Annotated in this window: 25 protein-coding genes; 14 read left to right on the top strand and 11 right to left on the bottom strand. The window is 66.7% G+C overall.

What is annotated here, in order from left to right; genetic code table 11:
- Positions 1 to 207 precede the first annotated feature (207 nt).
- A complete protein-coding gene (locus M2390_RS09195) occupies positions 208 to 750 on the bottom strand; it encodes a GNAT family N-acetyltransferase (protein WP_259178165.1) in 543 nt (180 codons plus the stop codon).
- Between the two features lie 246 nt (positions 751 to 996).
- Here M2390_RS09195 and M2390_RS09190 point away from each other — a divergent pair, with 246 nt between their 5' ends.
- Positions 997 to 1,533, top strand: a complete 537-nt coding sequence (locus M2390_RS09190; protein WP_259178163.1) for a TetR/AcrR family transcriptional regulator — start codon at positions 997 to 999, stop codon at positions 1,531 to 1,533.
- A gap of 23 nt (positions 1,534 to 1,556) precedes the next feature.
- Here the strand turns inward: M2390_RS09190 and M2390_RS09185 are convergent, their stop codons facing one another.
- The gene (locus tag M2390_RS09185; protein ID WP_259178161.1) at positions 1,557 to 2,588 is read right to left on the bottom strand and encodes an aldo/keto reductase; all 1,032 of its coding nucleotides are present in this window, start codon (positions 2,586 to 2,588) and stop codon (positions 1,557 to 1,559) included.
- Between the two features lie 196 nt (positions 2,589 to 2,784).
- Here M2390_RS09185 and M2390_RS09180 point away from each other — a divergent pair, with 196 nt between their 5' ends.
- Positions 2,785 to 4,020, top strand: coding sequence for an MFS transporter (locus tag M2390_RS09180; protein WP_121689158.1), 1,236 nt, complete (start codon positions 2,785 to 2,787; stop codon positions 4,018 to 4,020).
- A 139-nt stretch (positions 4,021 to 4,159) separates the two neighbouring features.
- Here M2390_RS09180 and M2390_RS09175 read toward each other — a convergent pair whose 3' ends face one another.
- From M2390_RS09175 to M2390_RS09160, 4 genes are all read right to left on the bottom strand, one after another.
- Positions 4,160 to 4,810, bottom strand: a complete 651-nt coding sequence (locus M2390_RS09175; protein WP_030148896.1) for a response regulator transcription factor — start codon at positions 4,808 to 4,810, stop codon at positions 4,160 to 4,162.
- Positions 4,800 to 5,978: a hypothetical protein gene (locus M2390_RS09170; RefSeq protein WP_259178155.1), complete on the bottom strand. Its 1,179-nt coding sequence runs from the start codon at positions 5,976 to 5,978 to the stop codon at positions 4,800 to 4,802. Before M2390_RS09170 ends, M2390_RS09175 begins: the two co-directional genes overlap by 11 nt.
- Positions 5,979 to 6,092: 114 nt before the next feature.
- A complete protein-coding gene (locus M2390_RS09165; RefSeq protein ID WP_259178154.1) occupies positions 6,093 to 7,358 on the bottom strand; it encodes a sensor histidine kinase in 1,266 nt (421 codons plus the stop codon).
- 10 nt (positions 7,359 to 7,368) lie between these two features.
- Positions 7,369 to 8,580: a homoserine O-acetyltransferase gene (locus M2390_RS09160; RefSeq protein ID WP_121689155.1), complete on the bottom strand. Its 1,212-nt coding sequence runs from the start codon at positions 8,578 to 8,580 to the stop codon at positions 7,369 to 7,371.
- A 173-nt stretch (positions 8,581 to 8,753) separates the two neighbouring features.
- On the opposite strand from M2390_RS09160, the gene M2390_RS09155 reads away from it, so the two are divergent.
- The gene (locus M2390_RS09155; RefSeq protein ID WP_259178153.1) at positions 8,754 to 9,623 is read left to right on the top strand and encodes a hypothetical protein; all 870 of its coding nucleotides are present in this window, start codon (positions 8,754 to 8,756) and stop codon (positions 9,621 to 9,623) included.
- A gap of 86 nt (positions 9,624 to 9,709) precedes the next feature.
- On the opposite strand, the gene M2390_RS09150 is transcribed toward M2390_RS09155, so the two are convergent.
- Positions 9,710 to 11,038, bottom strand: a complete 1,329-nt coding sequence (locus M2390_RS09150) for a bifunctional o-acetylhomoserine/o-acetylserine sulfhydrylase (protein ID WP_259178152.1) — start codon at positions 11,036 to 11,038, stop codon at positions 9,710 to 9,712.
- Between the two features lie 293 nt (positions 11,039 to 11,331).
- Here M2390_RS09150 and M2390_RS09145 point away from each other — a divergent pair, with 293 nt between their 5' ends.
- Positions 11,332 to 12,108, top strand: coding sequence for an SDR family oxidoreductase (locus tag M2390_RS09145; RefSeq protein ID WP_259178151.1), 777 nt, complete (start codon positions 11,332 to 11,334; stop codon positions 12,106 to 12,108).
- A 7-nt stretch (positions 12,109 to 12,115) separates the two neighbouring features.
- Here M2390_RS09145 and M2390_RS09140 read toward each other — a convergent pair whose 3' ends face one another.
- Positions 12,116 to 13,123 (bottom strand): LacI family DNA-binding transcriptional regulator, encoded by a 1,008-nt coding sequence (locus M2390_RS09140; protein WP_259178150.1) that lies wholly within the window; start codon positions 13,121 to 13,123, stop codon positions 12,116 to 12,118.
- A gap of 196 nt (positions 13,124 to 13,319) precedes the next feature.
- Between M2390_RS09140 and M2390_RS09135 the strand changes: the two genes are divergently transcribed.
- From M2390_RS09135 to M2390_RS09120, 4 genes are read left to right on the top strand one after another with little or no spacing between them, the layout of a single operon-like run.
- A complete protein-coding gene (locus M2390_RS09135) occupies positions 13,320 to 14,609 on the top strand; it encodes a sugar ABC transporter substrate-binding protein (protein ID WP_259178149.1) in 1,290 nt (429 codons plus the stop codon).
- Complete coding sequence (locus M2390_RS09130; RefSeq protein ID WP_051701931.1) at positions 14,606 to 15,556, top strand: carbohydrate ABC transporter permease; 951 nt, start codon at positions 14,606 to 14,608, stop codon at positions 15,554 to 15,556. The genes M2390_RS09135 and M2390_RS09130 overlap by 4 nt, the downstream gene beginning before the upstream one ends.
- Complete coding sequence (locus M2390_RS09125; RefSeq protein WP_259178145.1) at positions 15,553 to 16,410, top strand: carbohydrate ABC transporter permease; 858 nt, start codon at positions 15,553 to 15,555, stop codon at positions 16,408 to 16,410. The genes M2390_RS09130 and M2390_RS09125 overlap by 4 nt, the downstream gene beginning before the upstream one ends.
- A gap of 43 nt (positions 16,411 to 16,453) precedes the next feature.
- Positions 16,454 to 17,347, top strand: coding sequence for a nucleoside hydrolase (locus M2390_RS09120; RefSeq protein ID WP_259178143.1), 894 nt, complete (start codon positions 16,454 to 16,456; stop codon positions 17,345 to 17,347).
- 51 nt (positions 17,348 to 17,398) lie between these two features.
- On the opposite strand, the gene M2390_RS09115 is transcribed toward M2390_RS09120, so the two are convergent.
- Positions 17,399 to 18,922 (bottom strand): MFS transporter, encoded by a 1,524-nt coding sequence (locus M2390_RS09115; protein ID WP_259178141.1) that lies wholly within the window; start codon positions 18,920 to 18,922, stop codon positions 17,399 to 17,401.
- A gap of 141 nt (positions 18,923 to 19,063) precedes the next feature.
- Between M2390_RS09115 and M2390_RS09110 the strand changes: the two genes are divergently transcribed.
- The 4 genes from M2390_RS09110 to M2390_RS09095 all read left to right on the top strand — a co-directional run bounded on the left by M2390_RS09110 (position 19,064) and on the right by M2390_RS09095 (position 22,435).
- Positions 19,064 to 19,789 (top strand): peptidase S51, encoded by a 726-nt coding sequence (locus M2390_RS09110; protein ID WP_121689145.1) that lies wholly within the window; start codon positions 19,064 to 19,066, stop codon positions 19,787 to 19,789.
- Between the two features lie 2 nt (positions 19,790 to 19,791).
- Entirely contained in the window at positions 19,792 to 20,529 is a 738-nt protein-coding gene (locus tag M2390_RS09105) for a uracil-DNA glycosylase (RefSeq protein ID WP_259178140.1), read from the top strand.
- 9 nt (positions 20,530 to 20,538) lie between these two features.
- The gene (locus M2390_RS09100; RefSeq protein WP_259178139.1) at positions 20,539 to 21,054 is read left to right on the top strand and encodes a GNAT family N-acetyltransferase; all 516 of its coding nucleotides are present in this window, start codon (positions 20,539 to 20,541) and stop codon (positions 21,052 to 21,054) included.
- Positions 21,055 to 21,307: 253 nt separating this feature from the next.
- Positions 21,308 to 22,435: an AI-2E family transporter gene (locus M2390_RS09095; RefSeq protein ID WP_259178138.1), complete on the top strand. Its 1,128-nt coding sequence runs from the start codon at positions 21,308 to 21,310 to the stop codon at positions 22,433 to 22,435.
- Between the two features lie 41 nt (positions 22,436 to 22,476).
- Here M2390_RS09095 and M2390_RS09090 read toward each other — a convergent pair whose 3' ends face one another.
- Positions 22,477 to 22,983, bottom strand: a complete 507-nt coding sequence (locus tag M2390_RS09090; RefSeq protein WP_259178137.1) for a MarR family winged helix-turn-helix transcriptional regulator — start codon at positions 22,981 to 22,983, stop codon at positions 22,477 to 22,479.
- Positions 22,984 to 23,119: 136 nt separating this feature from the next.
- Between M2390_RS09090 and M2390_RS09085 the strand changes: the two genes are divergently transcribed.
- Positions 23,120 to 23,911, top strand: a complete 792-nt coding sequence (locus M2390_RS09085) for an SDR family NAD(P)-dependent oxidoreductase (protein ID WP_259178136.1) — start codon at positions 23,120 to 23,122, stop codon at positions 23,909 to 23,911.
- A 75-nt stretch (positions 23,912 to 23,986) separates the two neighbouring features.
- On the opposite strand, the gene M2390_RS09080 is transcribed toward M2390_RS09085, so the two are convergent.
- Positions 23,987 to 24,571: a TetR/AcrR family transcriptional regulator C-terminal domain-containing protein gene (locus tag M2390_RS09080; RefSeq protein WP_259178135.1), complete on the bottom strand. Its 585-nt coding sequence runs from the start codon at positions 24,569 to 24,571 to the stop codon at positions 23,987 to 23,989.
- An 81-nt stretch (positions 24,572 to 24,652) separates the two neighbouring features.
- Here M2390_RS09080 and M2390_RS09075 point away from each other — a divergent pair, with 81 nt between their 5' ends.
- Positions 24,653 to 25,291 (top strand): biotin transporter BioY, encoded by a 639-nt coding sequence (locus M2390_RS09075; protein WP_051701926.1) that lies wholly within the window; start codon positions 24,653 to 24,655, stop codon positions 25,289 to 25,291.
- Position 25,292 lies beyond the last annotated feature (1 nt).

Below are 25,292 nucleotides of genomic sequence, written 5' to 3'. Positions count from 1 at the left end.
GCCAGCGGGAAGCCCGGGCGGCAATCGGGGAGATCTCGGTTTCTGGGCGTTTGGACACCAGGAGGAAGCCGAGCTGTTCAACTGCGTACCGCGAAAAAACGAGCTGTTCATCATGTGCCACTCCGCAGGTGATTGCCGATTCCGCGGTATACAGCTACGCGGTGGTGTACGCGATTACCGCGGGTATTTTTGTGGGTGGCGCGCTGCTTACGGCGCTGCTGTTCCGGCGTCGTTCGCGCGAGGCTCACGCCGCATCCTGAGATCCCGCGGCCACGGCCAGGGCGGTATCGGACCGGTCGGGGTGAAGCCGAGACGCTCGTAGAGTCGCTGGCTGTCGGGGGTGCTGGCATCCAGGGTGGCGATGGCTCCCCGGGCATCGAGATCGGCGAGGGCGTGCCGGAGTAGGTACCCTCCGAGACCCTGGCCACGAGCCGACTCGGCCACCACGATCGCCTCCAGGTGCCAGACATCCGCGGCACCGGCGGCCGGCCGCGGGTGGAACCAGAGGGCCAGGGCGAGCGGTGACTCGTCGGGGCCGGGAACCATGTCCACCCGCCCCTCGGCGAGAGCCACTCGCAGCGCACGCCGGTAATACACGCGCAACACCAGCGCCCGCGCCAGACGCCACCTCACGATGCGTTTCCACGCGGGATCCATGTCGAACACATGCACCAGCATCGCGATTGCTGCGCGCCGCTGGGTGGACGTGAGGACCGGAGCTATCCGGGGGAGGGAATCGTCAAGATCCATGCGTGCTGCGCTCCTGCGTGGGGTGTCGAGTGCGGTGAGCGGCACCCGTGACTCATGCGACCCATCCTAGCGGTGGGCCCGCGCCGCGATCACGATGGGGATGCTCGGGGCGGGCCCACCGCCGGGACCTAGAATAGATGTCATACGCAATCAAGAGGCGTGGAGCGGGAGCAAGACATGCCCAGGGTGTCCAAAGCAGAGGCCGAACGAAATCGGGCCGAAATTGAACGAGTCTCCTCACGGCTCATGCGCGAGCGTGGCCTCGGGGTCAGCGTGGCCGACGTGATGGGTGCAGCCGGACTCACCCACGGCGGTTTCTACAAGCATTTTGCGTCCAAAGACGAGCTCATCGCCGTCTCCTGCACCCGAGCCTTTGGACAATCGGCGAGCGACTGGCAGGCTTCGGTTGATCGTTCCGAGGGCACGGCCGATCCGCGCAGCGCGCTGGTGAACTACTATCTGGACCCGGCGACCCGGGCCGACCCGGGCGAGGGCTGCCCCATGGTTGCCCTGGCCAGCTCCGTGAGTCACAGCCCCGTTGATGCGCCCGTGCGCGACACCTTCAGGGCGGGGCTGGAGGAGCTGATCGACATCCTGACCCGGGCTCAACCCGCCGATGGCGAGGCCGCTCGAACCCGAGCGCTCGGTGATATTTCCACCATGGTGGGGGCGCTGCTGCTCGCTCAGGCCACCGAGGGGACCCCGCTCTCCGATGACATCATCGCCGCGGCCCATGCCGCGCTCCTGAACGAGGCACCGACCGCCGAGCGGCCGTCGGTGTAACCCGACGGCCGCCGCCCCGGTTGTTACCAGTTCGTGGGCTTGGGGTTGCGCCGATCGAACCCGCGCTGGTGCCAGTAGGGGTAGATCGGGTCGCGGTGGCTCACCGAATCCAGCCGGTCAATCTCCTCGCCGGTCAGGCTCCAGGACAGGAGATCCAGGTTTTGCGCGAGCTGCTGTTCGTTCCGCGCGCCGATGACCACGTTGGCCACGGTGGGGCGGCTGAGTACCCAGTTCAGAGCCACCTGTGGGATGGTTTTGCCACGTTCCTGGGCGATCTCATCCAGTACATCGACGATGGGATAGAGAACCTCGTTGTCCACTGGAGGGCCATCGTTCTGACCTCCCTGGGTCATTCGTCCCTCGGTGGGGGCCTGCCCGCGACGGATTTTGCCGGTGAGTCGACCCGAGGCCAATGGGCTCCACACCATCGTGCCGAGTCCCTGGTCCAGGGCCAGAGGCATCAGCTCCCATTCATAGTCGCGATTGGCGAGGGAGTAGCTGCCCTGATACACGACATAGCGTGCGAGTCCATAGCGTTCGGAGGTCGCCAATGCCTTCATGACCTGCCAGCCGGAGAAATTCGATGCGCCGATATAGGAGATCTTGCCGCTGGAGACCAGATCGTCCAGGGCGCCGAGGGTTTCCTCCACCGGGGTCAGTGCGTCGAACCCGTGCATGAAGTAGACGTCGATGTTGTCGGTCTGGAGACGCCGCAGGCTGTCTTCCACCGCGCGCACGATGTGATATCGCGAGGAGCCGACCTGGTTGGGGTGCTTGCCCATCGCGAAGGTGCCCTTGCTCGTGATCAACGCCTGATCGCGTTTTCCACGCAGTGCCTGTCCGAGGATTTCCTCGGACTGTCCGCCGGAGTAGACGTCGGCCGTGTCAAACATTGAGACGCCGTGATCGAGGGCCATATCCACGATGCGCTGGGCCTCGGCTTGCTGGGTTGTTCCCCAGCGCTCAAACATCGTGCCGGTCCCGCCGAAGGTGGCGGTCCCCAGGCTGAGTGCGGGGACCATGAGTCCCGATTTTCCCAGCTGTCTAAACTCCATGTGATGCTCCGTCTCGAGTCGCGTGAACTTATAGATGATGATCATCATCTATAAACCGCAAGAGACGGGGAATTAGAATCATTCCCAAATCTGCGAAACTGGCCGGGAAAAGCCGCGCGTCGGCGCAAATGGGTATCCGAATGAACCTTTGGTAATACGGTCGAATCGATTTGAGTAATGCCGTAAAATGGGTGTAATGTCCCGCACCTATGTCGACCCGGCGAGTATCACTCCGGCCCGGGTCCGCCTCTCCCTCTTCGCCCTGGCCATCGGGGCCTTTGGCATCGGTACCACCGAGTTTGTCGCGATGGGCCTGCTGCCCGATATTGCCCGCGACCTGCTGCCCGATGTGTACGCCACCAACCCCGAGCTGGCCAACTCCCATGCGGGCTGGATGATCACCCTCTACGCCCTGGGCGTGGTGATCGGTGCGCCGACCATCGCCGCCGGTGTTGCCCGGTTCTCCCGGAAGACCGTGCTGTTCTGGCTCGCCGTGGCTTTCACCGTGGGTACCCTGGCCACCGCGGTCCTGCCGAGCTTCGGCTGGATCCTCGCCGCCCGCTTCCTCGCCGGCCTCCCGCACGGTGCCTACTTCGGCATCGCCGCCCTGGTCGCCGCACGCCTGATGGGCCCCGAGAAGCGCGGACGCGGCATCACCCTGGTGATGACCGGCCTCACCGTCTCCAACGTGATCGGTGTGCCCCTGGCCACCTCGATCGGTCAGAGTATGGGCTGGCGTGCGGCCTTCCTCCTGGTAGCCGGCATCTTTGCCCTCACCGCCGTGGCCGTGGCCCTGGTCATCCCGCGGGTCAAGGGCAACTCCGAGCAGACCCTGCGCCGTGAGCTGACCGTGTTCAAGCGCCCGCAGGTGTGGTTCGCAATCGGCATAGGCGCCATCGGGTTCGGTGGATTCTTCGCCGTCTACTCCTACCTGGCACCGCTCGGCACCGACGTGGCCGGCATCGATCCCGCCCACATCCCCTGGCTGCTGGCCACGATGGGTCTGGGTATGACCATCGGAACCCTCGCCGCCGGACACTTCGTGGACCGCAGCGTGCGCCGCACCCTCTACGGGTACTTCCTGATGATGGTGGTGGTGCTGATCGGACTGTACTTCGCCGCCGGATGGGCACCGAGCCTGTTCATCTTCATCTTCCTGGTGGGCTTCGCCTCCAGCGGTATCGGCCCGGCCGTGCAGACACGTTTGATGGATGTGGCCGGCGACGCCCAGTCCATCGCCGCGGCCCTCAACCACTCGGCCATGAACATCGGTAACGCCGTGGGTGCCTTCCTCGGTGGCCTGGTGATCGGTGCCCAGCTGGGCTACCGCGCCCCGATCTGGGTGGGCCTCGCGCTCACCATCGCCGGCATCCTGATCGTGATGGCCTCCTACCGCGCCCAGCGGCACCTGGCCCCGCACGAGCGGGTTTAGAGCCCAGCGCGGCACCGTCTCCTGCGCGAGTGCGTCTAACGTCCGTGAGGCGGCAGGCTGGCCCTCTGCGCGAGCGCGACTATCGTTCGTGAGGCAGCAAAAATGGCCCCGTCGAAAGACGGGGCCATTTGTGTGCGTGCTAGTCGACGATGATGCCGTCGATGATTGCGCGCTTGCGCAGCGCAACCTTGGTGCCCACATCGTGTCCGGCACCGCGGTACTTCTCGCGGATGCGCTTGAGGTAGCTCTTGGCGGTCTCCTCGGAGATGCTGAGCTCGAAGGCGACGGACTTGACCGGCTCGCCGGAGGCGTACAGCGCCATCACGCGACGCTCCTGTGCGCTGAGCTTGGGGGCACCACCCTGGGCGGTGTTGTTCAGGGCACCCTCGAGTTCGGCGGAGACAAAGTTCTCACCGCGGTTGGCCGCGCGGATCGCCTCCACGATCATCGTGGCATCCTCGCTCTTAGCCAGGTAGCCCATGGCGCCGGCGGCGAGGGCCTCCCGAACCACGGCGGGCTCGGAGTAGGTGCTCATCAGCACGGTGCGAACGCCGGTGGTGTTGAGGGTCGCGATCTTCAGCGAGATCGGGATGTTGTCCTTGAGGTCCAGGTCCAGCAGAACTACATCCACCGGGAATTCGGGGTGGCCCAGCAGGTCGGGCCAGGTGGCCACGGCGGCCACCGGGACGATGTCTTCGGCGGCGGCGCGAATCCACTCGGTCAGGGCCGATAAGAGCATCCGGTGATCGTCAATGATCGCCAACCGAATGTGAGCGTCTTCACGGCTCATAGCTTCCTCTCGTCGTCCCCAAGACAGGGTTTGCCACCCGCACGGATATCTGAACTCCGGTAACGGTATTGCTAACACCATAGCGTCCGACACGGTCCAAACCGGGCCACGTCGCCGGTTCAATTTCCAAACGTGTCAATCCATCCACATCAATAATGATGACAAATGTGATCTGAGGCGCATCCGGGGCCTCATCGCGGAACTCGATTGTGGCCCTCGGATCGGTGTCACCATCGGTCACGGCGAGCAGCCAGAGTGCCGACAGCAGCCCGTCGCGCTGTTCCCGATTGAGCTTCGCGGCCAAACGTTGCGGATCGATAACATTTAGCCGACCGGCCAAAACCGCGGACTCGGAGATCGCGTGGGCGAGCCAGGTCTGCTGGTGTCCGGCGATCAGGTGTGCACGCAGTTCGGTGGCCAGCTCACCCGCGCGCTTGGCATGTTCGGGATCGAGGGGCAGGGTTAGCGTGCCGTCGGCGATCCGCGCAAACATCTCCTCTACCTCGCGGTCCAGCGCGGTCAGTCCGGCCGAGGTGCCCGAGCCGGGACCGTAGGTGGGCAGCTCGATCGTGGCCTGCAGCAGTACGCGGTCGAGGGCCTGGGTCACCATCCGGCGATACGTGCCGACGATGGTGATCGCGATCGCCAGGGGCACCAGCGCAAACACCATCATCACGCCCTCGGGAGGGCTGCGGTGTGGTTCGTAGGCGGTTTGGATGATCAGGAGAAACGCGAACCCCGCGGTGAGGAGGGCTCCGGGCAGGATCATCTCGCCGGTGGGACGCAGCGTGGTCATCGCCACCAGCACCCCACCCACTGCCACCGCGGCGGTGGGATAGACCGGGTTTTCGGCGATATCCCAGACCCCGGCAAAGTCCAGTGCGGCCGCACCGAGCAGCAGGGTCACGATCACGCGGAAGGCTACCGGCCCCAGCCGCGCCGATGTCTTACGCAGGTGCAGTACGGTGCCCACCACCACGCAGCCCAGAAGGATCCAGGCAAAACGGGTGGGCAGGGACACCATATACCGCGACCAGTATTCGATTAGACGGAGGTAGGAGACCGCGACCACGATCGTGCCCGCCAGGGCCAGACCGGTCCCCAGGTGCACGGTACTGAGCCGCGCGGTGGAGCGCGGGGCCCGGGGATGATTCTCGCGCTGGTTCATCGCGGGGCCTCCGGCGTGGTGGTGGTGCCGTGCGTGTTGTGGTGGCTGCGCTGGTTCATCGCGGGACCTCCGGGGAGGTGGTGGTGCCGTGCGTGTTGTGGTGGCTGCGCTGAATCATCGCGGGACCTCCAGCATGATGGTGGTTCCTGCACCCGGTGCGCTGAACACCCGTGCGGTTCCGCCCACCTCGCCCACGCGGCCAATGATCGACTCGGACATGCCCAGTCGGTTCGGGTCGCGCTCGGCGTTGGGGTCGAAGCCGACACCGCTGTCGGTGACCACGGCGCGCACCACGGTGTCGGTCTCACTCAGGGTCACGTCGGCGGTGGATACTCCCGCGTGACGGCGCACGTTTTCCAGGGCTTCGGCGAGGGCCAGTAGGATCGCCTGACCGCTGTGGGTGTAGGCGGAGAGGTTGGCGCTGCCGTGGATGGCCACGGTGAGGCCGGCGCGTTCGAAGCGTTCCCGCAGTAGCTTGAGCTCATAGTCGGGGGCCGAGGCCTCGGTGGTGGTGAGGAGGTAGTCGCCCGAGGCCTGGGGGTGCACCTCCTCGCCGGTGCGCAGGCGCTCCAGGAGCTTGCCGTCCGAGGCGGCCTGGGCGCGCAGGGCGTTTTCATCCACGCCGCGTCCCGAGTGGGCCAGCAGCGTCAGCGTGGCTAAAACCGTGTCGTGCAGCAGCCGGGCGTCACGGTGACGCTGAGCCTCACGCTCGCTACCCTGACGCTCGGCCAGATAGGCGCCGCCGATGCCGGAAATGCGCCGCATGATTCGTGGGAAGGTCTGATTGAGCCAGATCCCGAAGGCCAACGACACCGCCCAGGAACCCAGCACCAGCACGAGCGGGGCAAACACGCTGGTTTGCAGCGAGTGCAGGGCGATCATCAGGTGTGCCAGGGTTCCGGCGAAGAGCCCGGCGAGGATCAGGGTTTCCCCGCGGGTGGACACCAGAATCGTGGCCACCGATCCCAGTCCCCATCCGGCGATGGCGATGACCGCGGTGATGGTGGGCACCGCGGTTTTGCCCGCCGGATCGTTCCACAGCACCAGCATCACCGCCTGGCCCAGCCCAAAGGCGGTGAGTACACGGAACATACTGGGGCGTCCGGCGAGCATGACGTGGGCGGCGAGGTGCATCAGGATCAGCGACAGGGTGATCCCGAGCCCCGTGGTGGTCATCGCGCCGGGGGCAAAAACCGCGAGGAGTACGGTGAGCTCGGCGGCGATCGCGAAGGACAGGGTGGTGCCCGAGAGCAGCCGGGCGCGCTGCCAGAGGAAGCGTGAGTGATCGGCCTCGCTGAGCCCCAGCGCGGGGGAGCGGCGCGGTGCACGCCCCAGGTGCCGACCGGGCAGCTCGGGGGTGGTCGCGTCCTCGGGGTCCATACCTGGCAGTTTAGGGCTCAGTGGATAACAGTCGTGTGATGGCCGCGCCCACCGCGGGAAACTCGATCAGGAAGCCATCGTGGCCATAGATCGAGTTGATCACCGTGGCGGTATCCCCATCCAGGGCCCGGGGGACGCCGGCGGCGATCCGATGCTGGGTTTCCACCGGGAACAACCGGTCCGAATCGATGCCCAGAACCAGCGTGGGTGCGGTGACCCGCGCCAGGGCTGCCTCGACGCCGCCGCGATCCCGGCCCACGTCGTGAGAGTTCATCGCCTGCAGCAGGGTCAGATAGGAGTTGGCATCGAAGCGGCGGGTGAACTTATTGCCGTGGAAATCCAGGTACGATTCCAGCGCGAAGCGTCCGCCATCACCCAGCGGGCTGATCGAGGACTGCCAGATCCGGTCAAAGCGCGCGTTGAGCTCATCCGGTGCTCGGTAGCTGAGCATCGCGATGCGCCGGGCCAGCGCGAGGCCCGCGTGCGGACCCTCGCCGTCATCGGCATCGTAGTAGCGGCCCTGTGCCCAGCCCGGATCCATCGTGATCGCCTGCAGCTGAGTGAGATTTGAACCGATCTGGTCGGCGCTGATCGCCGCGGGGGCCGCGAGGACCGCGAGCCGGGCCACGCGTTCGGGATGGGTGACGCCCCACTCGATCGCGTGCATCCCGCCCATCGAGCCGCCGATCACCGCATTCCAGCGCTCGATGCCCAGGTGATCGGCGAGCAGTGCCTGCGCACGCACCTGATCGCGCACGGTCAGATAGGGAAAACGCTCACCCCACTCACGGCCGTCGGGGGCGAAGGAGGCGGGACCGGTCGAGCCCTGGCAACCGCCGAGGATGTTGGGAACCACGACGTGATAGCGGTCGGTGTCGATGGCGAGGCCGGGACCCACCAGCTCCGACCACCAGCCCGCGGTGTAGTGGCCGGGGCCGGCCTCACCGCGCACGTGGCTGTCTCCGGTAAAGGCGTGAATGATCAGAATCGCGTTATCGCGCTCGGGGGAGAGCTCCCCAAAGGTCTCATAGGCAATGCGCACAAACGGCAGTCGGCCGCCGCGCTCGGGCTCAAAGGCACCGAGGCCGGCGAACTGACGGTTGCCGGGCTTATCTCCGTCACGCCACGCCCCCGTTGCCGGAGGCTTACCCATGAGCGCCCGTGCCAGATCCTCGGTGATCATACTCGAGGGCACGGATTCTTCGGGTGTCTGCCAGTCCATGCCCCCATTGTGGCCGCTTCCCGGAATCAATGCGACATTGTGACGTCGCATCCGAACGGAACTGAGAAAATAACCGGGCATGCGGGGCGGATATGACGCACCGACCACCGGTCAGAACTGGGCGTTCCCTCCGCGCGCACGCCCGAATCTGGAACCGGGGCTAGACTAAGCGCATGCAGCAGCCCCGATTCCTTCGTCGACTGATGGATCCCACCTCGCCCCAGCATGCGCTGGCGGCGGCCGGAATTCTTGGTGCCCTGACCCTGATCGACCCGGCCAAGCGCTCCCCAGCAGGCCGACTTGCCCTTCGCGCCGGACTCGGCGTCACCACCGGTGTGCTCACCTGGGTGAGCCTCGGCCGTGAAGATGGCCTCGCCCGTAACCCCCTGGCCCGGCTCGGCGTCTCCGTCGGTGCCGCCGGCGCCACCATGGCCTTCGCCGAGGTTGGCGAGAAGATGGACGCCGCCGTGATGAGCGCCCTGGTGACCCGTCGCGTGCGCAATCCGCGCCTCCTGCTGGCGGGTGCCACCGGTGCTCTCTCGCTTGCGGCCAGCGCCGTGGACATGCGCGACACCATGACCATCACCGCCCACGATGAGCACCCCGAACACACGGTGGAACTTGAGGCCGGTGCCTACGATGTGATCGCCGGGATGCTGGAGTTCACCGCCGACCACTCTTCCAAGGCCCTGCGCTCCCAGCTCACGGTGGCTCGCGAAACCATTCCGCTGCTCGGCGTGGATGGCGGCGACACCGTGATTCTCAGCGTCGATGAGAGCGCCCCGCGCGCGGTCCCGCACACCTTCGTCTTCCCGGTCAAGGCGCGCTTCCGCTCCTACGGGATCCCGGTTGAGGCCAGCCTGGAGATCGAGGATGGCCGCATGCGCCGTCTGGTCACCGAGCTGATCGATGACCCCAACGGCATGTACGAGGAGCCGATGCTGGGCGAGCCCGAGTGGCCCGCCCGCGCCGACATCTCCTTTGTGCTGGATTCGGCCGAGCCCGCACCCGCGCCGCTCACCCCGGCGCCGAGCCACGCCTAGCCCGGACGAGTCTTCGGAACGCCCAGTCTCACGCAACACAAAACCGGCCGGATGCTGATGCATCCGGCCGGTTGTGTGTGTGCGGGCTAGGCGCGCGAGAGCACCAGTGCGCGAGCCGCGGCCAGACCCACCTCGAGGTCGGCCTTGATGTCGTCGATGTTTTCCAGGCCGAGCGAGAGGCGCACGAGGCCCGGGGTCACACCGGCGGCAAGCTGGGCCTCGGGGCTCAGCTGGGCGTGGGTGGTGGAGGCCGGGTGGATCACCAGCGAGCGCACGTCACCGATGTTGGCGAGGTGGGAGAACAGCGAGAGGTTGTCCACGAGTGCACGACCCGCGTCCACGCCACCCTTGAGCTCGAAGGAGAGCACCGCGCCGACACCCTTGGGAGCGTAGCGGTTGGCCGAGGAGTACCAGGGGCTCGAGGGCAGGCCCGAGTAGTTGACCGAGGCCACATCCGGGTTGTTTTCCAGCCACTCGGCGATCTGCTGGGCGTTGGATACGTGGCGCTCGATGCGCAGCGACAGGGTCTCGATGCCCTGCAGCAGCTGCCAGGCGCTGTTCGGCGAGATCGCCGCACCGATGTCGCGCAGCAGCTGCACGCGGGCCTTGATGATGTAGGCCACGGCGTCGCCCACGGCCTCCGAGTAGGTGATGCCGTGGTAGGACTCATCCGGGGTGGTCAGGCCGGGGAAGCGCTCGGCGTTCTTCGACCACTCGAAGCGGCCACCGTCGATGATCGCGCCACCCACGACGGTTCCGTGACCGCCGAGGAACTTGGTGGCCGAGTGCACCACGATGTCCGCGCCGTGCTCGAAGGGACGGATCAGGTACGGGGTCGCGATGGTGTTGTCCACCACCAGCGGAACGCCGGCGGCGTGAGCGATGTCCGAGACGCCGCGGATGTCGAGCACGTTGATCTGCGGGTTACCGATGGTCTCGGCAAAGAGCAGCTTGGTGTTCGGGCGGATGGCGCGGCGCCACTCCTCGGGGTCGTCCTGGTTGATCACGAAGGTGGTCTCGATGCCGAGCTTCGCCAGGGTGTACTTGAAGAGGTTGAAGGTTCCACCGTAGATGGAGGAGGAGGACACGATGTGGTCGCCCGCCTGGGCGATGTTGAGAACCGCGTTGGTGGTGGCGGCCTGACCCGAGGCAACCAGCAGGGCGCCCGATCCACCCTCGAGGGCGGCGAGGCGCTGCTCAACCACGTCCTGGGTGGGGTTCTGGATGCGGGTGTAGATGTTGCCTGGCTCGGCCAGGCTGAACAGGTTCTGTGCGTGCTGGGCATCGCGGAACACGTAGCTGGTGGTCTGGTAGATGGGGGTGGCACGGGCACCGGTTACCGGGTCGGGTGCGGCACCGGCGTGGATCTGCTTGGTCTCAAACCGCCAGTTGGCGGCGTTTGCTGCATCGGTCATGGTTGTCCTCACGGGTCGGAAACTGTGGCGATCGGGCTGATCGAAAAAGTAGAAGTGGGTTGAGGCTAAACCGAACCCGCCACCCGTGGGAACCCCCGACCGACACACGACGTCATGCGCGGTGACTGGGGGACACGGTGTCCGCATCCGGCGATTGTGTCGGGGACGCGGGTGCGGGGTGATTCGCCCACCGAAACACTATCGCGTGTGGGGGTCCGCCGGGGGTGTGTCCGGCGGATTCGGGCATCCTTGCAGGATCGGTGTTTTGACCCCGGCGGGCGTACTCTATTCTCATGACTTCACAGCGCGTAGTGGTAACCGGAGCAAGCTCGGGAATCGGGGCGGCAACCGTCGCCCTGTTCCGTGACAAGGGATACGAGGTGCTCGGGGTAGCCCGCCGTGCCGATAAGCTCACCGAGCTGGCTAAGCGCACCGGCGCCGACGTGTTTGCGGCCGACCTCACCTCGGAGGACGACGTGGCGGCGCTCGCCGAATACGTGCGCTCAAACGGCGGCGTACAGATCCTGATCAACAATGCCGGGGGCGCGTTTGGACTGGCCAGCATCGAGGAGTCCTCGGTGGAGGACTGGCAGAAGATGTTCGACATCAACGTGCTGGGCACCAAGCGGGTCATCTCGGCCCTGCTGCCCACCATGCGCCGCAGCACCGCAGCCGGCGAGACCGCCTCGATCGTCGGGGTGACCTCGATTGCCGGACACACCGCCTATGAGGGTGGTGGCGGCTACAACGCGGCCAAGTTTGCCGAGCGTGCGCTGCTGGACGTGCTGCGTCTGGAGCTCTCCGGCGAGCCGATCCGGGTGATCGAGATCGCCCCGGGCATGGTCCACACCGAGGAGTTCTCCCTGGTGCGCTTCGGCGGCGACCAGGCCCGCGCCGATGCCGTCTACGCCGAGGTGCCCAACCCGCTGAGCGCCGAGGATATCGCCGAGGCCATCGTGCACGCGGTCGAACTGCCCGGCCACGTCAACATCGACCACCTCACGGTCAAGCCGGTCGCCCAGGCGGCACCACATAAGGTCGCCAAGGGCGAGCTGAAGATGAAGCGCTAGTTTCGGGCTAGCCCGGCTCGCACCCGCAGGAGGAGCGCCGGGTGAGCGTGTAGGCAAACAGCTCGTGGACCGGGGAGTCGGGGACATAGCGGACCAGAAGCTCGATGGCCCGGTTGGAAATCTGCCGGATCGGCTGGGCGATCGTGGTGAGCGGGGGCACCGCGAACTCGGTCTGCTCGGTGCCATCGAAGCCGACGATCGCCAGGTCCTCGGGCACCCGCAGCCCGTTGACGTGTGCCGCGTAGAGCACCCCGAAGGCCTGCTCATCGGTGGTTGAGTAGATCGCGCGCGGACGGTCGGGCTCGGCCAGCCAGGCGGTCGCGATCCGTGCCGCGGCGGCGCGGGAGATCTCGGCCGGACGTTCCTCGGCGCGCACGGTGATACCCGGATTGCGCTCGGCATGCCGGGCCAGCGCGGCCTCGAAACCCGCGCGGTGCTGCTGGGCCCCGGCGGTTTCGCCCAGCCCGTTGAGCATGCCGATGCTGTCATAGCCGTGGTCCAGTAGGTGGGCGGTGGCGTCCCTGGCGGCGGCCTCGTAGTCGATGGTGAGCGAGCTGACCCCGTGTGCGTGATCGATCGGGTGCAGCACCAGAACCGGGACATTCTCGCGGCGGAATGCGCTGAGATCGGGGTTGTCGAAGAGCGAGACCAGGATCACCCCGTCGACCCGGCGGCCGAGGAAGGACGCGCAGTGCCGGGTTTCCTGCTCGGGGTTTCCGGCGGAGTCGGCGATGATCAGCAGGTGATTGTGGGCGAGGGCCGCATCCTCCAGGGCCCGGGCCAGCTCGCCGAAGTAGGGGTTGGCGATGTTGGGCACGATCAGCCCGATCGAGGAGGTTTTGCCGGCGCTGAGTGCGCGGGCGAGTGCGTTGGGCTGATAGTTCAGCTCCGCGGCGGCGGCCAGCACGCGCTCCCGGGTCTCCGGGGAGACATTGCGCGGGCCGTTGTTGAACACGTAGGAGACGACCGCGGTGGAGGTTCCCGCGAGCTGCGCTACGTCCCTGCCTGTGGCCACGGGGCACCCCTGTTTCTACTCGGTTAGATATCACGATCCTAGCGTGGCTGCCGCCGGGAGGCGGGATCCGCTTGCATGCGCGTCGCCTGCGCGATAGGGTCATCTAACCGCTTAGTCTATGCGGTTAGATCCGGTGGTGTGGATGATCCCCCCTGAAGTCCACACCACCCCTCACTCTCGTGAAAGGACTCCTCACATGAGGCGTGTTTCCCTCGCGCTGGTAGCCCTGTCGGCCACCGCGGCGCTCGCACTCTCCGGCTGCTCGGCCAGCTCGGGTGACTCCGGTTCCGCGGACGGTTCCGTGGTGAAGCTCCTCGGTGCCGAGGACCCGGCCACCTTTGCCCCGGTCATCTCCGCCTTCGAGGCCGAGAACAAGGGCACCACAGTGAAGTACACCCAGGTGCCCTTCGACCAGCTCTCCAGCACGCTGCAGCAGCGGCTGGCAGCCAAGGACAAGGACATCGACGTCTACACGGTCGATCAGCCCAACGTTTCCCAGCTCGCCGCGCAGGGATTCCTCGAGGACCTCAGCGACCTGAAGGACCAGGCGAAGAAGGCCACAACCCCCGAGCAGTACTCGGTCAACGTGTACCAGGACAAGCTCTGGGCGCTGTCGGTCTGGAACTCCACCCAGATGATGTTTGTCAACAACGACGCCCTGGCCAAGGCGGGCATCGCCGCCCCCAGCGCCAACCCGGCCGAGCGCTGGACCTGGGAGCAGACGGTGGACGCCGGTAAGGCCGCACAGGCTGCCGGCAGCAAGTGGGGCCTGCTGTTCGAGCAGGTCGAGGGCTACTACCAGCTGCAGCCCCTCGCCGAATCCCTCGGCGGAGGCTCGGGCATCACCGGTAAGGACATGCTGACCGCCGATGTGACCAACCCCGGCTGGACCAAGGCCATGCAGTGGTACGCCGACCTCTACTCCAACAACGTTTCCCCGCGTGGGGTGGGCGGATTCCAGACCAGCCCGGTTTTCGCCGACGGCGACGTGCCCTTCTTTATCGGTGGGCCGTGGGACGTGGGCAAGTTTGCCGAGAACGCCAAGTTCAACTGGAGCGTCGTCCCGATGCCCGCGTTTGCCGGCGGTAAGGCCGTGACCCCCAACGGCTCCTGGTCCTGGGGCATCAACCCCGCCTCGGATCACAAGGATGCCGCCAAGAAGTTCCTGGAGTTCGCCGCACTGAACCCCGCCGGTAACCTCGCCACCACCGAGAAGACCACGATCATCCCCGCCAACACCGAGGCACAGGCCAAGTACCTGCCGACCCTTGAGGCCCTCGGCGGAACCCACAGCACCGGGGTCGCCGACCTGATCACCGAGGAGATCAAGACCACCGCCGTCCCGCGTCCGGTTTCGGTGGGCTATGTGCAGTTCGAGTCGATGATGAACAAGGCCTTCGCCGACATTCGTAACGGCTCCCCGGTGGAGGCACGCCTGAAGGACGCTCAGTCCCAGATCGAAGCCGCCTGGAAAAAGTTGCGATGACCGCACCCGGCGCACGCATTCAGCGCCCGCGCGCCGCGTCCCCCCTCCCCGGGACGCGGCGCCCGCGCCGGCGCTCCCGCCTGGTCTGGCGGCCCACGCTGGTCGCGCTGGCGTTCCTCTCGCCCGCGCTGATCGGCCTGGTGCTGCTGCGCCTCGCCCCCGCGGTGGTCGCGTTCTGGCAGAGCCTGCAGGGTGGTGGCATCCTCTCCGGGGGTGAGCACTTCGTGGGCCTGGACAACTATGTCGAACTGTTCTCGAGTGCCGACTTCATCGGCTCGCTGCTGGTGACCCTGCTCTTTACGGTGATCATCAACCCGGTGCAGGTCGCGATCGCGTTCCTGCTTGCGGTGCTCTACACCCGGCGGGCGGCGGGATCGGGATTCTGGCGCTCGCTGGTGATCCTGCCGATCGCCGTTCCGCCCGCCGTCTCCGCGGTTATCTGGAGCGTGATCTACCGTCCCGACGGCCTGGGAAACGCATTCCTGGGGATGCTGGGCCTGCCCGCGCAGCCCTTCCTCACCTCGCCCACGCAGTCGCTCACCGCCATCATGGTGCTGCTCAGCTGGGTCGGGGTGGGCTACTGGATGCTGTTCCTGATTGCCGGCATCAACGACGTCCCCACCGAGCTGTATGAGGCCGCCTCCCTGGATGGGGCGAGTGCCTGGCGTCAGCTGTGGACGATCACCTTCCCGCTGGTACGCCGCCCGCTGGCCTTTGTGCTGGTGGCCGATACGGTGTCCAACTTCCTGGTGTTCGCACCGGTTCAGATATTGACTAAGGGGGGCCCGGAAGGATCAACAAACCTGCTCATGCACGATATTTTCAACCGCGCCTATACGCTCGGGGACCTCAATACTGCCCAGGCCGAGGTCATCATCCTGGTGCTGCTGACCCTGGCGATTGTCGCGGTCCAGTTCCGCCTGCTCAAGAGTGAGGACGCCGCATGAGTGTGACCGTGACCCGGCGTCCGCGCCGACTGCGCACCCGCTATCTGCTGCTCTCGCTGGTGGGGGCGCTGATCGGGCTGGCCTTCCTGCTGCCGCTGTGGTGGACGCTGGTGAACTCGCTGCGTCCGGGCAGTGACACCTTCGCCTTCCTCAACCCGCTGAGCTGGCAGACCTTCTTCACGCTGAGCCCCAACCTCGACAACTACGTCACGCTGTTGAGTGGGGATCTGGGCCGGGCGATCGGCAACTCGCTGTTTATCAGCGTGGTCACGGTCGTGGCGGGTCTGCTGATCTGCGCGATGGCGGCGTTCGGTCTCTCGGCCATTCCGTTCCGCGGACGCGGGGCGATCTTTGGCATCGTGATCCTCTCCTTCCTGATCCCGTTTGACGCGATCGCGATTCCGCTCGCGGACATGTTCCGCGACTGGAACCTGCAAAACACGTTTATCGGACTGATCCTCCCGGGGATCGGTAACGGCATGGCGATCTTCCTGATCCGCACGTTCTTCCTGGCGATCCCCACCGAGCTGGTCGAGGCCGCGCGCCTGGACGGCCTGGGCTGGTGGGGCGTGTTCCGCCGGATCTACCTGCCGCTCTCGAGGCCGGCGCTGATCGGCGCCGGACTGACCCTGTTCCTCTTCCAGTGGCAGGCGTACATGTGGCCGCTGCTGATGGGCACCGATCAGAACCACATCGTGGGTCCGGTCGCGCTGTCCAACCTGCAGGGCCAGTTCAACGTGGACTACGGCGTGATGTTTGCAGCCTCGGTCATCCTGACCCTCATCCCGCTGCTGATCATCATGATCTGCCAGCGCTACTTCATTCAGTCGGTGAGCACGTCCGGGCTCAAGTAGCCCGCGTGCCCGACACCCGCTTCAACCCAGAAGGAACCCCTTCATGACCTCGCTTCACCACGTCATCCTCGACACCGATATCGGCTCCGATGTTGATGACGCCCTGGCCCTCTCCCAGCTGCTAGGCACCTCCAACGTGACCCTGCTGGGTGTGACCACCGTCTACGGCGACACCCTGCTGCGCGGACGCCTCGCAAGGCGTCTGGCCGGTATGGCCGGCCGCGACATCCCCGTCTACTCGGGGCTGCGCGAAACCATGTCCGGTCGCGAGGTGTGGTGGCCCGGACACGAGGGGAGCCTGCACCCGAACCTCGAGCGCGAGAGCGTGCACGAGGGCGAGGCGATCCGCTTCCTGGTGGATACCGTGATCGCACGTCCGGGTGAGATCGACGTGATCGCGATTGGACCGCTGACCAACATTGCCGCGGCGATTCAGGCCCACCCGGACTTCGCCTCCTCGGTGCGTCACCTGTGGATCATGGGTGGTGCGTTCACCAGCACCGAACCCGAGCACAACTTCCGCAGCGACATCACCGCCACCAACATCGTGTTTGGTGCCGGGATCCCCACCACCGTGACCGGGCTGGAGGTGACCCGTAAGATCGAGATCCGTGCCGACCAGCTGGAGGAGATCGGCCGCTCGGGTGAGCTCGGTGCCGCGCTGCGCGCCGACGTGCAGCAGTGGTGGGACTACTGGAACGAGACCTGGAACGTGCCGCACGACCCGGTGACCGTGCTCACGATGACCCGTCCCGACCTGTTCGGGTTCTCCCCGCAGGGCCGGATCGAGATGATCGAGGGCGGCGAGGAGGACGGCCGCAGCCTGTTCCACCTCGATGCCGCCGGAACCGTGCGGGTGGCCACCGATGTGGACGGCGTGGCCGTGGGCGAGGAGATCGTCACCGCGATCGGCATCGCCGGCGCCGCCAAGGGCTAACAACGAGCAACGGCCCTCCCCGAGTGGGGAGGGCCGTTTGCCGTGTTCGGGCTAGCGGGCGTCGGCGGGGGTGTCTCCGAGCGGGCTGTCCTCCGGGGTGCCATCCTCCGGCGCACCGTTCTCTGGTGCGTCCGAGAACGACAGCTTGGGCACAAACAGCAGCAGCACCACGGCCACCGCGGCCGACAGGCCACACACGGCCCAGACGGTCATGTAACCGGCCAGCGAGGAGGCACCGGCGGTCACCGTTGTGGCCGCGCCGCCGATCAGCACGATGCCGAAGATGGCCGAGGAGAACGAGCCTCCGATGGTCTTAGACGTGCTGGTCAGTGCCGAGGCGATGCCGGTGCGGCCCGGGGGAGCGGCGGCGGCCGCGGCGGCGGGCAGCGCACCCACCAGGGCACCCGATCCGACCCCGGCGATCATCATGCACATCACCACCTCCCACACCTCGAGGTGGAAGGGGATCAGCAGCAGATAACCGGCGGCCACCGAGATCGCCGAGGCGATTAGCGCGATTCGCGGAGTCGCTCGCTTGGAGACGATCGGGAACAGGATCGCGCCGATGATCATCGAAATCAGATAGGCACCGATCAGGAGCGAGAGCTGACCGGCGGGCAGCCCCAGCCCGTAGCCGTTTTCGCGTGGGGTGCCCGCATAGGTGCTCAGCGGCACCTGCGCGCCCAGCACGCTGATGCCCACCAGCCCCGCGGTGAGCTGCACCGGCCACATGCGCGACTGACGCATCAGGCGCAGATCGATGGCGGGGTCCTTCTGCTTGAGCTCATAGCGGCCAAACGGCCAGAAGCCGATGATGCCCAGTGCGATCGGGATCCACACCCACCAGGTCTCCACCCCGTTCAGGCGCAGCAGCGAGAGCCCGCCGGTGATCAGCGCGATGTTGATGCTCAGCAGCACAAAACCGGTCAGATCCAGCGTGCGCTTCTCGGGCAGCGGCTCGGACTCCCGCACCCCAAACAGAATGACAAAAAACACCAGGGTGACCGCAATGGCCGGGATCGCCAGGGTGGTCGGAACGTCCCCACCCAGCGCCTCAAAGATGCGCCCGCCACCGAGTGCCCCGAGGATCGCGCCGAGCTCCAGCGCCACCACGAGCAGGCCCGCCGCGCGGCGGGTATCTCCGGCGGCGCTGCCGGTGCGGCGGCCGCGGTCAAAGATCAGGGCGATTTCCAGCGGAAGCCACACCGAGAAGAACCCCTGGATCGCCCAGGCCCCCAGGAACACCCAGAATGAGTCGGCGGCCACCAGCGCCCAGCTGCCGATCGCCGTAAACACGGTCGCGATCAGCAGGATGCGTTTATGCCCGTACATGTCGCCAAGCTTGGCCATAATCGGCACCACGATGGCGGTGAGCAGCAGCTGAGAGGCCTCAAACCAGTTGAAGTCGGCATCGTGGATGCCCAGGTGCTTCACGATGTCGGGAACCAGGGGAATGTAGTAGCCCTGGATGATGCCGCTGCAGATTTCCACCAGCACCAAAAAACCGATCAGCGAGGCGGTGACGCCCAGCGCCCGGCCTCCCTTTCGGGCAAAACGTCCCTGTAATTCGACCATGTCGAAATAGTAGGGGTAAAGTCGAGGGTTCATGCCGCGGCATGCCCAACCGAGTCCTCGGATTACGGCGGGAGCGAGCTACGGTTGAACAGGCGGGATGCGACCCATCCGGCAAACCTCAATCTTCAGGAGATACAAACAATGGGAATCTATCTGACCGGTGGGCTTCGCGTACCGGCGGCTGGAACCGCCGCCGCGGCCGGAAGCCTGTGTGCGGAGCTGTGGGGCCGATTCATCGCCGACGTGCGCAGCCAGGCCGGGGAAGACACCCGCATCGTGGTGCTCGCGGTGGGGGACACCGCGGCCAACCAGGCGCGTGAGCTGGTCGAGGCCGCTCACCGTGAGGGGGATGCACGCTTCAGCGTGGTCACCACCTCCGACACCTTTGACCTGCAGGCCATCGCGGTTGCCAGCGCCATCGTGGTGGTGGATGGCGAGCCCGAGGCCGTGCGTGCGGCCCTGGCCCCGATCGACGGTGAGATCCGTCGTCGTGTGGCCGCCGACACCCCCTACCTGGGTATCGGGGCGGGCGCGATCGTGGCCGCCGAGAAGGCCCTGATCGGCGGCTGGCGGATCGGCGGCGTGCCGGTGAGCCCCGAGGAGTACGGCTTCGGTCTGGATGAGGTGACCGTGGCCCAGGGCCTCGGCCTGCTCGACCTCAGCGTCGTGACCGCCCCCGCCGCCACCGGCAGCCTCGGCCGTCTGGTCGCCGCAACCGAGGGCGCGCTGGTGCCCGGCGGTATCGGGATCGACACCGAGACCGCGCTGATCATCGCCGACGGCCGCCTCGAGGTTGTGGGCAAGGGCAGCCTGTGGCAGGTCATCGGTTCCGAGCACGGCGTCACGGTCTCCACCCGCGGCGCGTGAGCTTGAGCCTCCCTGCAACGCCCGCCTCGGCGGACGAGTACGGGCTGCTGCCTGCAACACTTTCTTCCGCGGCCGAGCGCGGGCTGCTGCACCCCCAGTGGGCTGCGGCGCTCGCGCCGGCCGCGGAGGCGTATGCGCGGGCGGTCGCGAGCCTGGCGGACGAGCCGGACTTTCTGCCCGCGCCCGAGCTGGTGCTGCGGGCGTTTGCCCATCCGCCCGCGCACACCCGCGTGCTGATCGTCGGACAGGACCCCTATCCGACTCCGGGACACCCGGTGGGCCTGGCCTTCTCCGCCGATCCCGCGGTGCGCCCGATCCCACGCAGCGTGGCCAACATGTTCAGGGAGCTGCACACCGATTTAGGCATCACCCCGCCCGCCTCGGCCGACCTTTCGGCCTGGGCCGAGCGCGGCGTGCTGCTGCTCAACCGGGTACTGACCGTGGCCCCGGGACGAGCCGGGTCCCACCGTCGTCGCGGCTGGGAGGAGTTCACCGACCGGGCGATTGCGGTCCTGGCGGCGCTCCCGCAGCCTCCGGTCGCAATCCTCTGGGGCAACGATGCGCGCACCCTGGCCCCGGCGCTGGCCGGGACCACGGTGATCGAGGGTGTACACCCGAGTCCGCTGTCGGCCTCCCGCGGCTTTTTCGGGTCCCGGCCGTTCTCGGCGGCGAATACGGCGCTGGTCGCGGCGGGACAAGAACCCGTGGACTGGTCGCTCCCCGAGGACACCCTGTTCTAGAATTTCCCCATGATCTCGCTTCGTCCCGTTCGCGCGGAGGATGCCCCCGGCATCGCCGCGATCTACGACCACTATGTGGCCACCTCCACGATCACCTTTGACGAGGTGCCGCGTCCCGTCGCCGATTGGGAGGCGCGGATCGCGCGGGCGGATGCGGCCGGGCTGCCGTTCCTAGTCGCGGTCGAGACGGACACCAACGCGGTGCTCGGCTACGCCCTCGCCAACCCGTGGAGCGACAAGTCGGCCTTCCGCTATACAGTCGAGCACTCGATCTACCTCGACCCGGCCGCCGCCGGACAGGGGCTCGGGTCGCTGCTGCTTGGTGCACTGCTGGATGCCTCGGCCGCCGCCGGTCTGCGCCAGATGATCGCGGTGATCACCGACGAGGGTACCGAGGCCTCCCTGGCCCTGCACCGCCGTTTTGGTTTCACCGATGCCGGTGCCCTGGCCCGGGTTGGGTATAAGTTTGACCGCTGGGTCGGGGTGCGTTTCTTCCAACGCGAGATCCCGCAGCCCGGGGCATAGCCGCCGGTTGGCGGCTGCGCCGCGTCTCGGCCTCGCCGCGGTGTCGGCCGTGCGGTGTCTGATCGAGGACTCGCAGCCCGGCGGATCGCGGCTTCCGGATGCCCGTGGGCCCCGTGATCGCGCGGGGCGTAACCGGAAACGCGCCCGGCGGATCCTTGCTTCCCGGACGCAGACGTGACAGCCTGACGTGACAGCCCGGGCATCCAGATCGTGATGGGTGTGGATGCCACAGCCGATCGAACGGAGCACCCGCATGCCCCTGTTTTCCCGTCGCCGGTCCTCGCAGGCCGCGCCGATTCCGAAAAAGCCCACGCTGTGGACCGACGGGTTTGGCCGGGTCGCGACCCGCAGCCTGCAGGTTCTCGTGGTGCTCGCGCTGGTCGCGGCCGTGCTGTACCTGGTGTCTCAGGTCAGTGTGATCCTGATCGCGGTGATCCTGGCGCTCATCCTCTCGGCGGCGATCTCGCCGTTTGTCTCCTGGATGCGCCGGCGCGGCGTGCACACGATGCTGGCGACCTGGATATCGCTGCTAGCCATCGTGATCATTCTCGGCACCGTGGTGTGGCTGATCGTCTGGGCCGTGCAGAGCCAGTGGGACGACCTAGCCGATTCCGCCTCCGACGGGCTGAGCACGCTCCAGGGCTACCTCAAGGATCTGCCCTTCACCATCTCCGATGATCAGCTGGATGATTTCAAGGACTCGATCTCAGGCTTCCTCACCAGCGCGCAGTTCGGCAACGGTGCCCTGGCCGGGGTCTCGGCGGCCACCAGCTTCTTCACCGGGCTGGTGCTGATGATCGTGGTGCTGTTCTTCTTCCTCAAGGACGGTCCGAAGATCTGGGAGTTCCTGCTGCGTCCCTTCACCGGTGAGGGCTATGAGCGTGCCCGCCGGGTCGGGGACAAAACCGTGAGCGTGCTCGGCGGCTACTTCCGCGGGACCGCCGCGGTGGCCGCCGTGGATGCGATCGGCATCGGGATCGGTCTGGCCATCGTGGGCGTTCCGCTCGCGCTGCCGCTGGCCGTGGTGGTGTTCATCATGGCGTTTATCCCGATCGTGGGTGCAACCCTGGCCGGTGCCGTGGCCGCACTGGTGGCCCTGGTCGCCAACGGCCCGGTGGCCGCGATCATCGTGATCGGTATCGTGGTCCTGGTCAACCAGCTTGAGGGGAACTTCCTGCAGCCGGTTCTGATGGCCCGCTCGCTCAAGCTGCACGCCCTGGTGGTGCTGCTCGCCCTGACCGCCGGCACGCTGATCGCCGGCATCATCGGCGCGGTCCTGGCCGTGCCGATCGCCGCGGTCGCCTGGGGCATCATCTCGGTCTGGAACGGGGAAAACACCCCCGCCATCCCGGCCCAGCAAAAACGCCCCGAAGAGGTCTAGCGAAGCGCGGAGGCGGCGGAAACCGAATTCACGCCCCGCGTTCAGTCACCTTGGCCACCGCCGTCTGGGCTCCAGGCGGCGGTGTCGGGGGTGATCGCCTGGGCGATGCGCGTGCTGATCACGCCGAGTTGGTGCACCTGCTGATCGGTGAGCGATTCGAACACGAGTCTCTTGACGAGGGCGTGGTGCGCCGGCGTCGACCGCAGGACGTGCTCGTGCCCCGCGTCCGTCAACACGGCGAGGGTTACACGCCCGTCGGTTGGGTCGATTTCTCGGCGGACCCAGCCCTTCTTCTCCAGCCGGGAGATCGCGCGCGACAGCCGGGAGAGCGTGCTGCTCGCGTAGCCGGCGAGTGTGCTCAGGCGCTGCGTTCGTTCGGGTGCGGTGTCGAGCGCAAACAACAGGCCGTGCTCGAAGTGGGTCAGCCCACTGTCGCGCTGCAGTTGTGCATCGAGCGCTGTGGGAAGACGCTCGATCAGGGTCGCGACCGATGCCCATACTTCGAGCTGGCCAGCACTCAGCCCGGGCTCGTTGGAGGAGTAGTGCATGACACAAGGCTATGCCACGGCCCGGAGTTGCTCACTCGCCACGCCGATTAACTTGCCTGGGCAAGTAAACCCGCATATTGTTACTTGCCCAGGCAAGTGAATTGCCTGCATGGAATAGTCTGATAGGGAGCGACACATGGAATTACAGCTGCGCGGTAAGACGGCGTTTGTGAGCGGATCAACACAGGGGATCGGGTTCGCCATCGCGTCCGGTCTGGCCGCCGAAGGGGCGCGAGTGATCGTGAACGGACGGTCCTCCGATCGTGTCGAGGACGCCGTGAGGAAGCTCCGCGCCGAGTACCCGGATGCCGACCATGCGGGGTTGAGCGCGGACTTTGGTGTGCTCGACGAGGTGGATCGCCTGCTGCACGAGCTCGAGGATGTGGACATCCTCGTAAACAACGTCGGGCTCTTCGGGCTCGCCGAGTTCGAGTCGGTCTCCGACGCCGAGTGGATGCGGTATTTCGACGTCAACGTGATGAGTGGTGTGCGCCTCTCGCGTCATCTGCTGGGCGGCATGCTGCAGCGTGGGTGGGGGCGCATGTTGTTCATCAGTAGCGAGTCCGGGGTGAACGTGCCGGCGGACATGGTGCACTACGGCGTTACCAAGGCTGCGATGATTGCGCTGGGTAATGGGCTGGCTAAGCTCACTCGCGGCACCGGCGTGACGGTAAACACGGTGCTGGGCGGCCCCACCTACTCAGATGGCGTCGCGGCGGCCGTCGAGTCGCTTGCGGGGTCGCAGTCCGCTTCCGTGGAGGCGGTCAAGGAGGCGATCATCGGCCAGAACAGAACAACCCTCCTGGAGCGGTTCATCGAGCCATCCGAGATTGCGAACATGGTGACGTATCTCGCCAGCCCACGGGCATCGGCCACCAATGGAGCGGCGATTCGGGTCGATGGGGGTGTGCTCACTGCGATGCTGTAAGCTGTGAGGATGCGACGACTCGAGCGTCGAAACGGCTCTGTGTGGCGCAGACCGCATCGCCGACGCTGTGGGGCTCTAGCGCAGGGTCGCGAGCCCACCCAGGATGAGGTCGATGCCGAAGCCGAATTCGGCGCTCTCGCTCTCCGAGGTGCCGGTGGGTGCAGCGGCACCGAGCGAGCCCGCCTGGGCTCGCTGCTGTTCGTGGGAGACCTGGCCGAGGATGAAGTGCAGCAGCACGCCGGAGACCCGCGCCGCGGTTTCGGGGTCGGTGCCCGCATCTACCAGGGCTGCGGTGAGGTCGATGCCCGGTGCCTCGGCACCCAGACCGAGGGCGAGCGTGCTGGCGACCACCTCGGCACCGTCACGGTAGGCGAGCAGGCGTTCGCGCAGGGCCAGGCAGCGGGCGCGCACCCGGTCGGTGCCGGGGGAAGTCTCGGATGAGGGCACCTCGACGATCAGATCGGCCAGGTGGGCCAACAGGCTCTGCTTATTTTCATAGTGCCAGTACAGGGCGCTGGGCTGCACGTCGAGGGACTGTGCCAGGCGGCGCATCGTGAGGTCGGCGAGGCCGAAGGAGTTCAGGATATCCAGGGCCGCATCGGCCACGTCCTCCCGGGAGTGACGGGTCGGCGCGGACCGGGGGTTGCGTGAACTCGTCATGGTCATACTATACTCAGTGAACACCACATGAACACCGTTCAGGAGAACACCGTTCAGGCACTCCCCGTCGGAAGGATCCCCATGACCACCCGTACCTCGTTTGGTGGCGCAGACCTCGCCCGTATCGCCGTCTTTGCCGCGCTGATCGCGGTCCTCGGCATGCCCCCGGCCATCGCCGCATTCGGTGGGGCCGTCCCGATCACCGCGCAGACCCTCGGTGTGATGCTCGCCGGAACGATCCTCGGACCCTGGCGTGGCGCGGCCGCCGTGCTGGTGCTGGAGCTGCTGGCCTTCGCCGGTCTCCCGGTCCTCGCCGGCGGACGCGGCGGTGCCGGCGTCTTTGTGGGCCCGAGTGTGGGCTATCTGATCGGTTGGATCGCCGGGGTCATCGTGATCGGCCTGATCGTACGGGCTGACCGTCGTCGCCCCACGATCCTGCGCACCTCGATCGGCGTGGTTCTCGGCGGCATCGTCACCATCTACGCGTTCGGCATCCCCTTCCAGGCGGGCATCACCGGCCTGGGCTTCGGGCCGACCTTCCTCTCCAGCCTGCTCTTCCTCCCCGGCGACCTGATTAAGGCCGTGATCGCCGTCGCGCTGACCCTCGCGCTGTGGCGCGCCTACCCGCGTGCATTCGGGCAGACGTCGCGCCGCCCCCAGGCATCGTCGGATACAGTTACCTCCGTGAACGAATCCGCCCCCACCACCCCGCAGGCCTAGC

The sequence above is a fragment of the Mycetocola sp. BIGb0189 genome (genome assembly GCF_024810155.1).
Lineage (GTDB): Bacteria > Actinomycetota > Actinomycetes > Actinomycetales > Microbacteriaceae > Mycetocola > Mycetocola lacteus.
The sequence above is the reverse complement of the archived record's forward strand: the minus strand, read 5'-3'. Positions and strand labels throughout refer to the sequence as shown.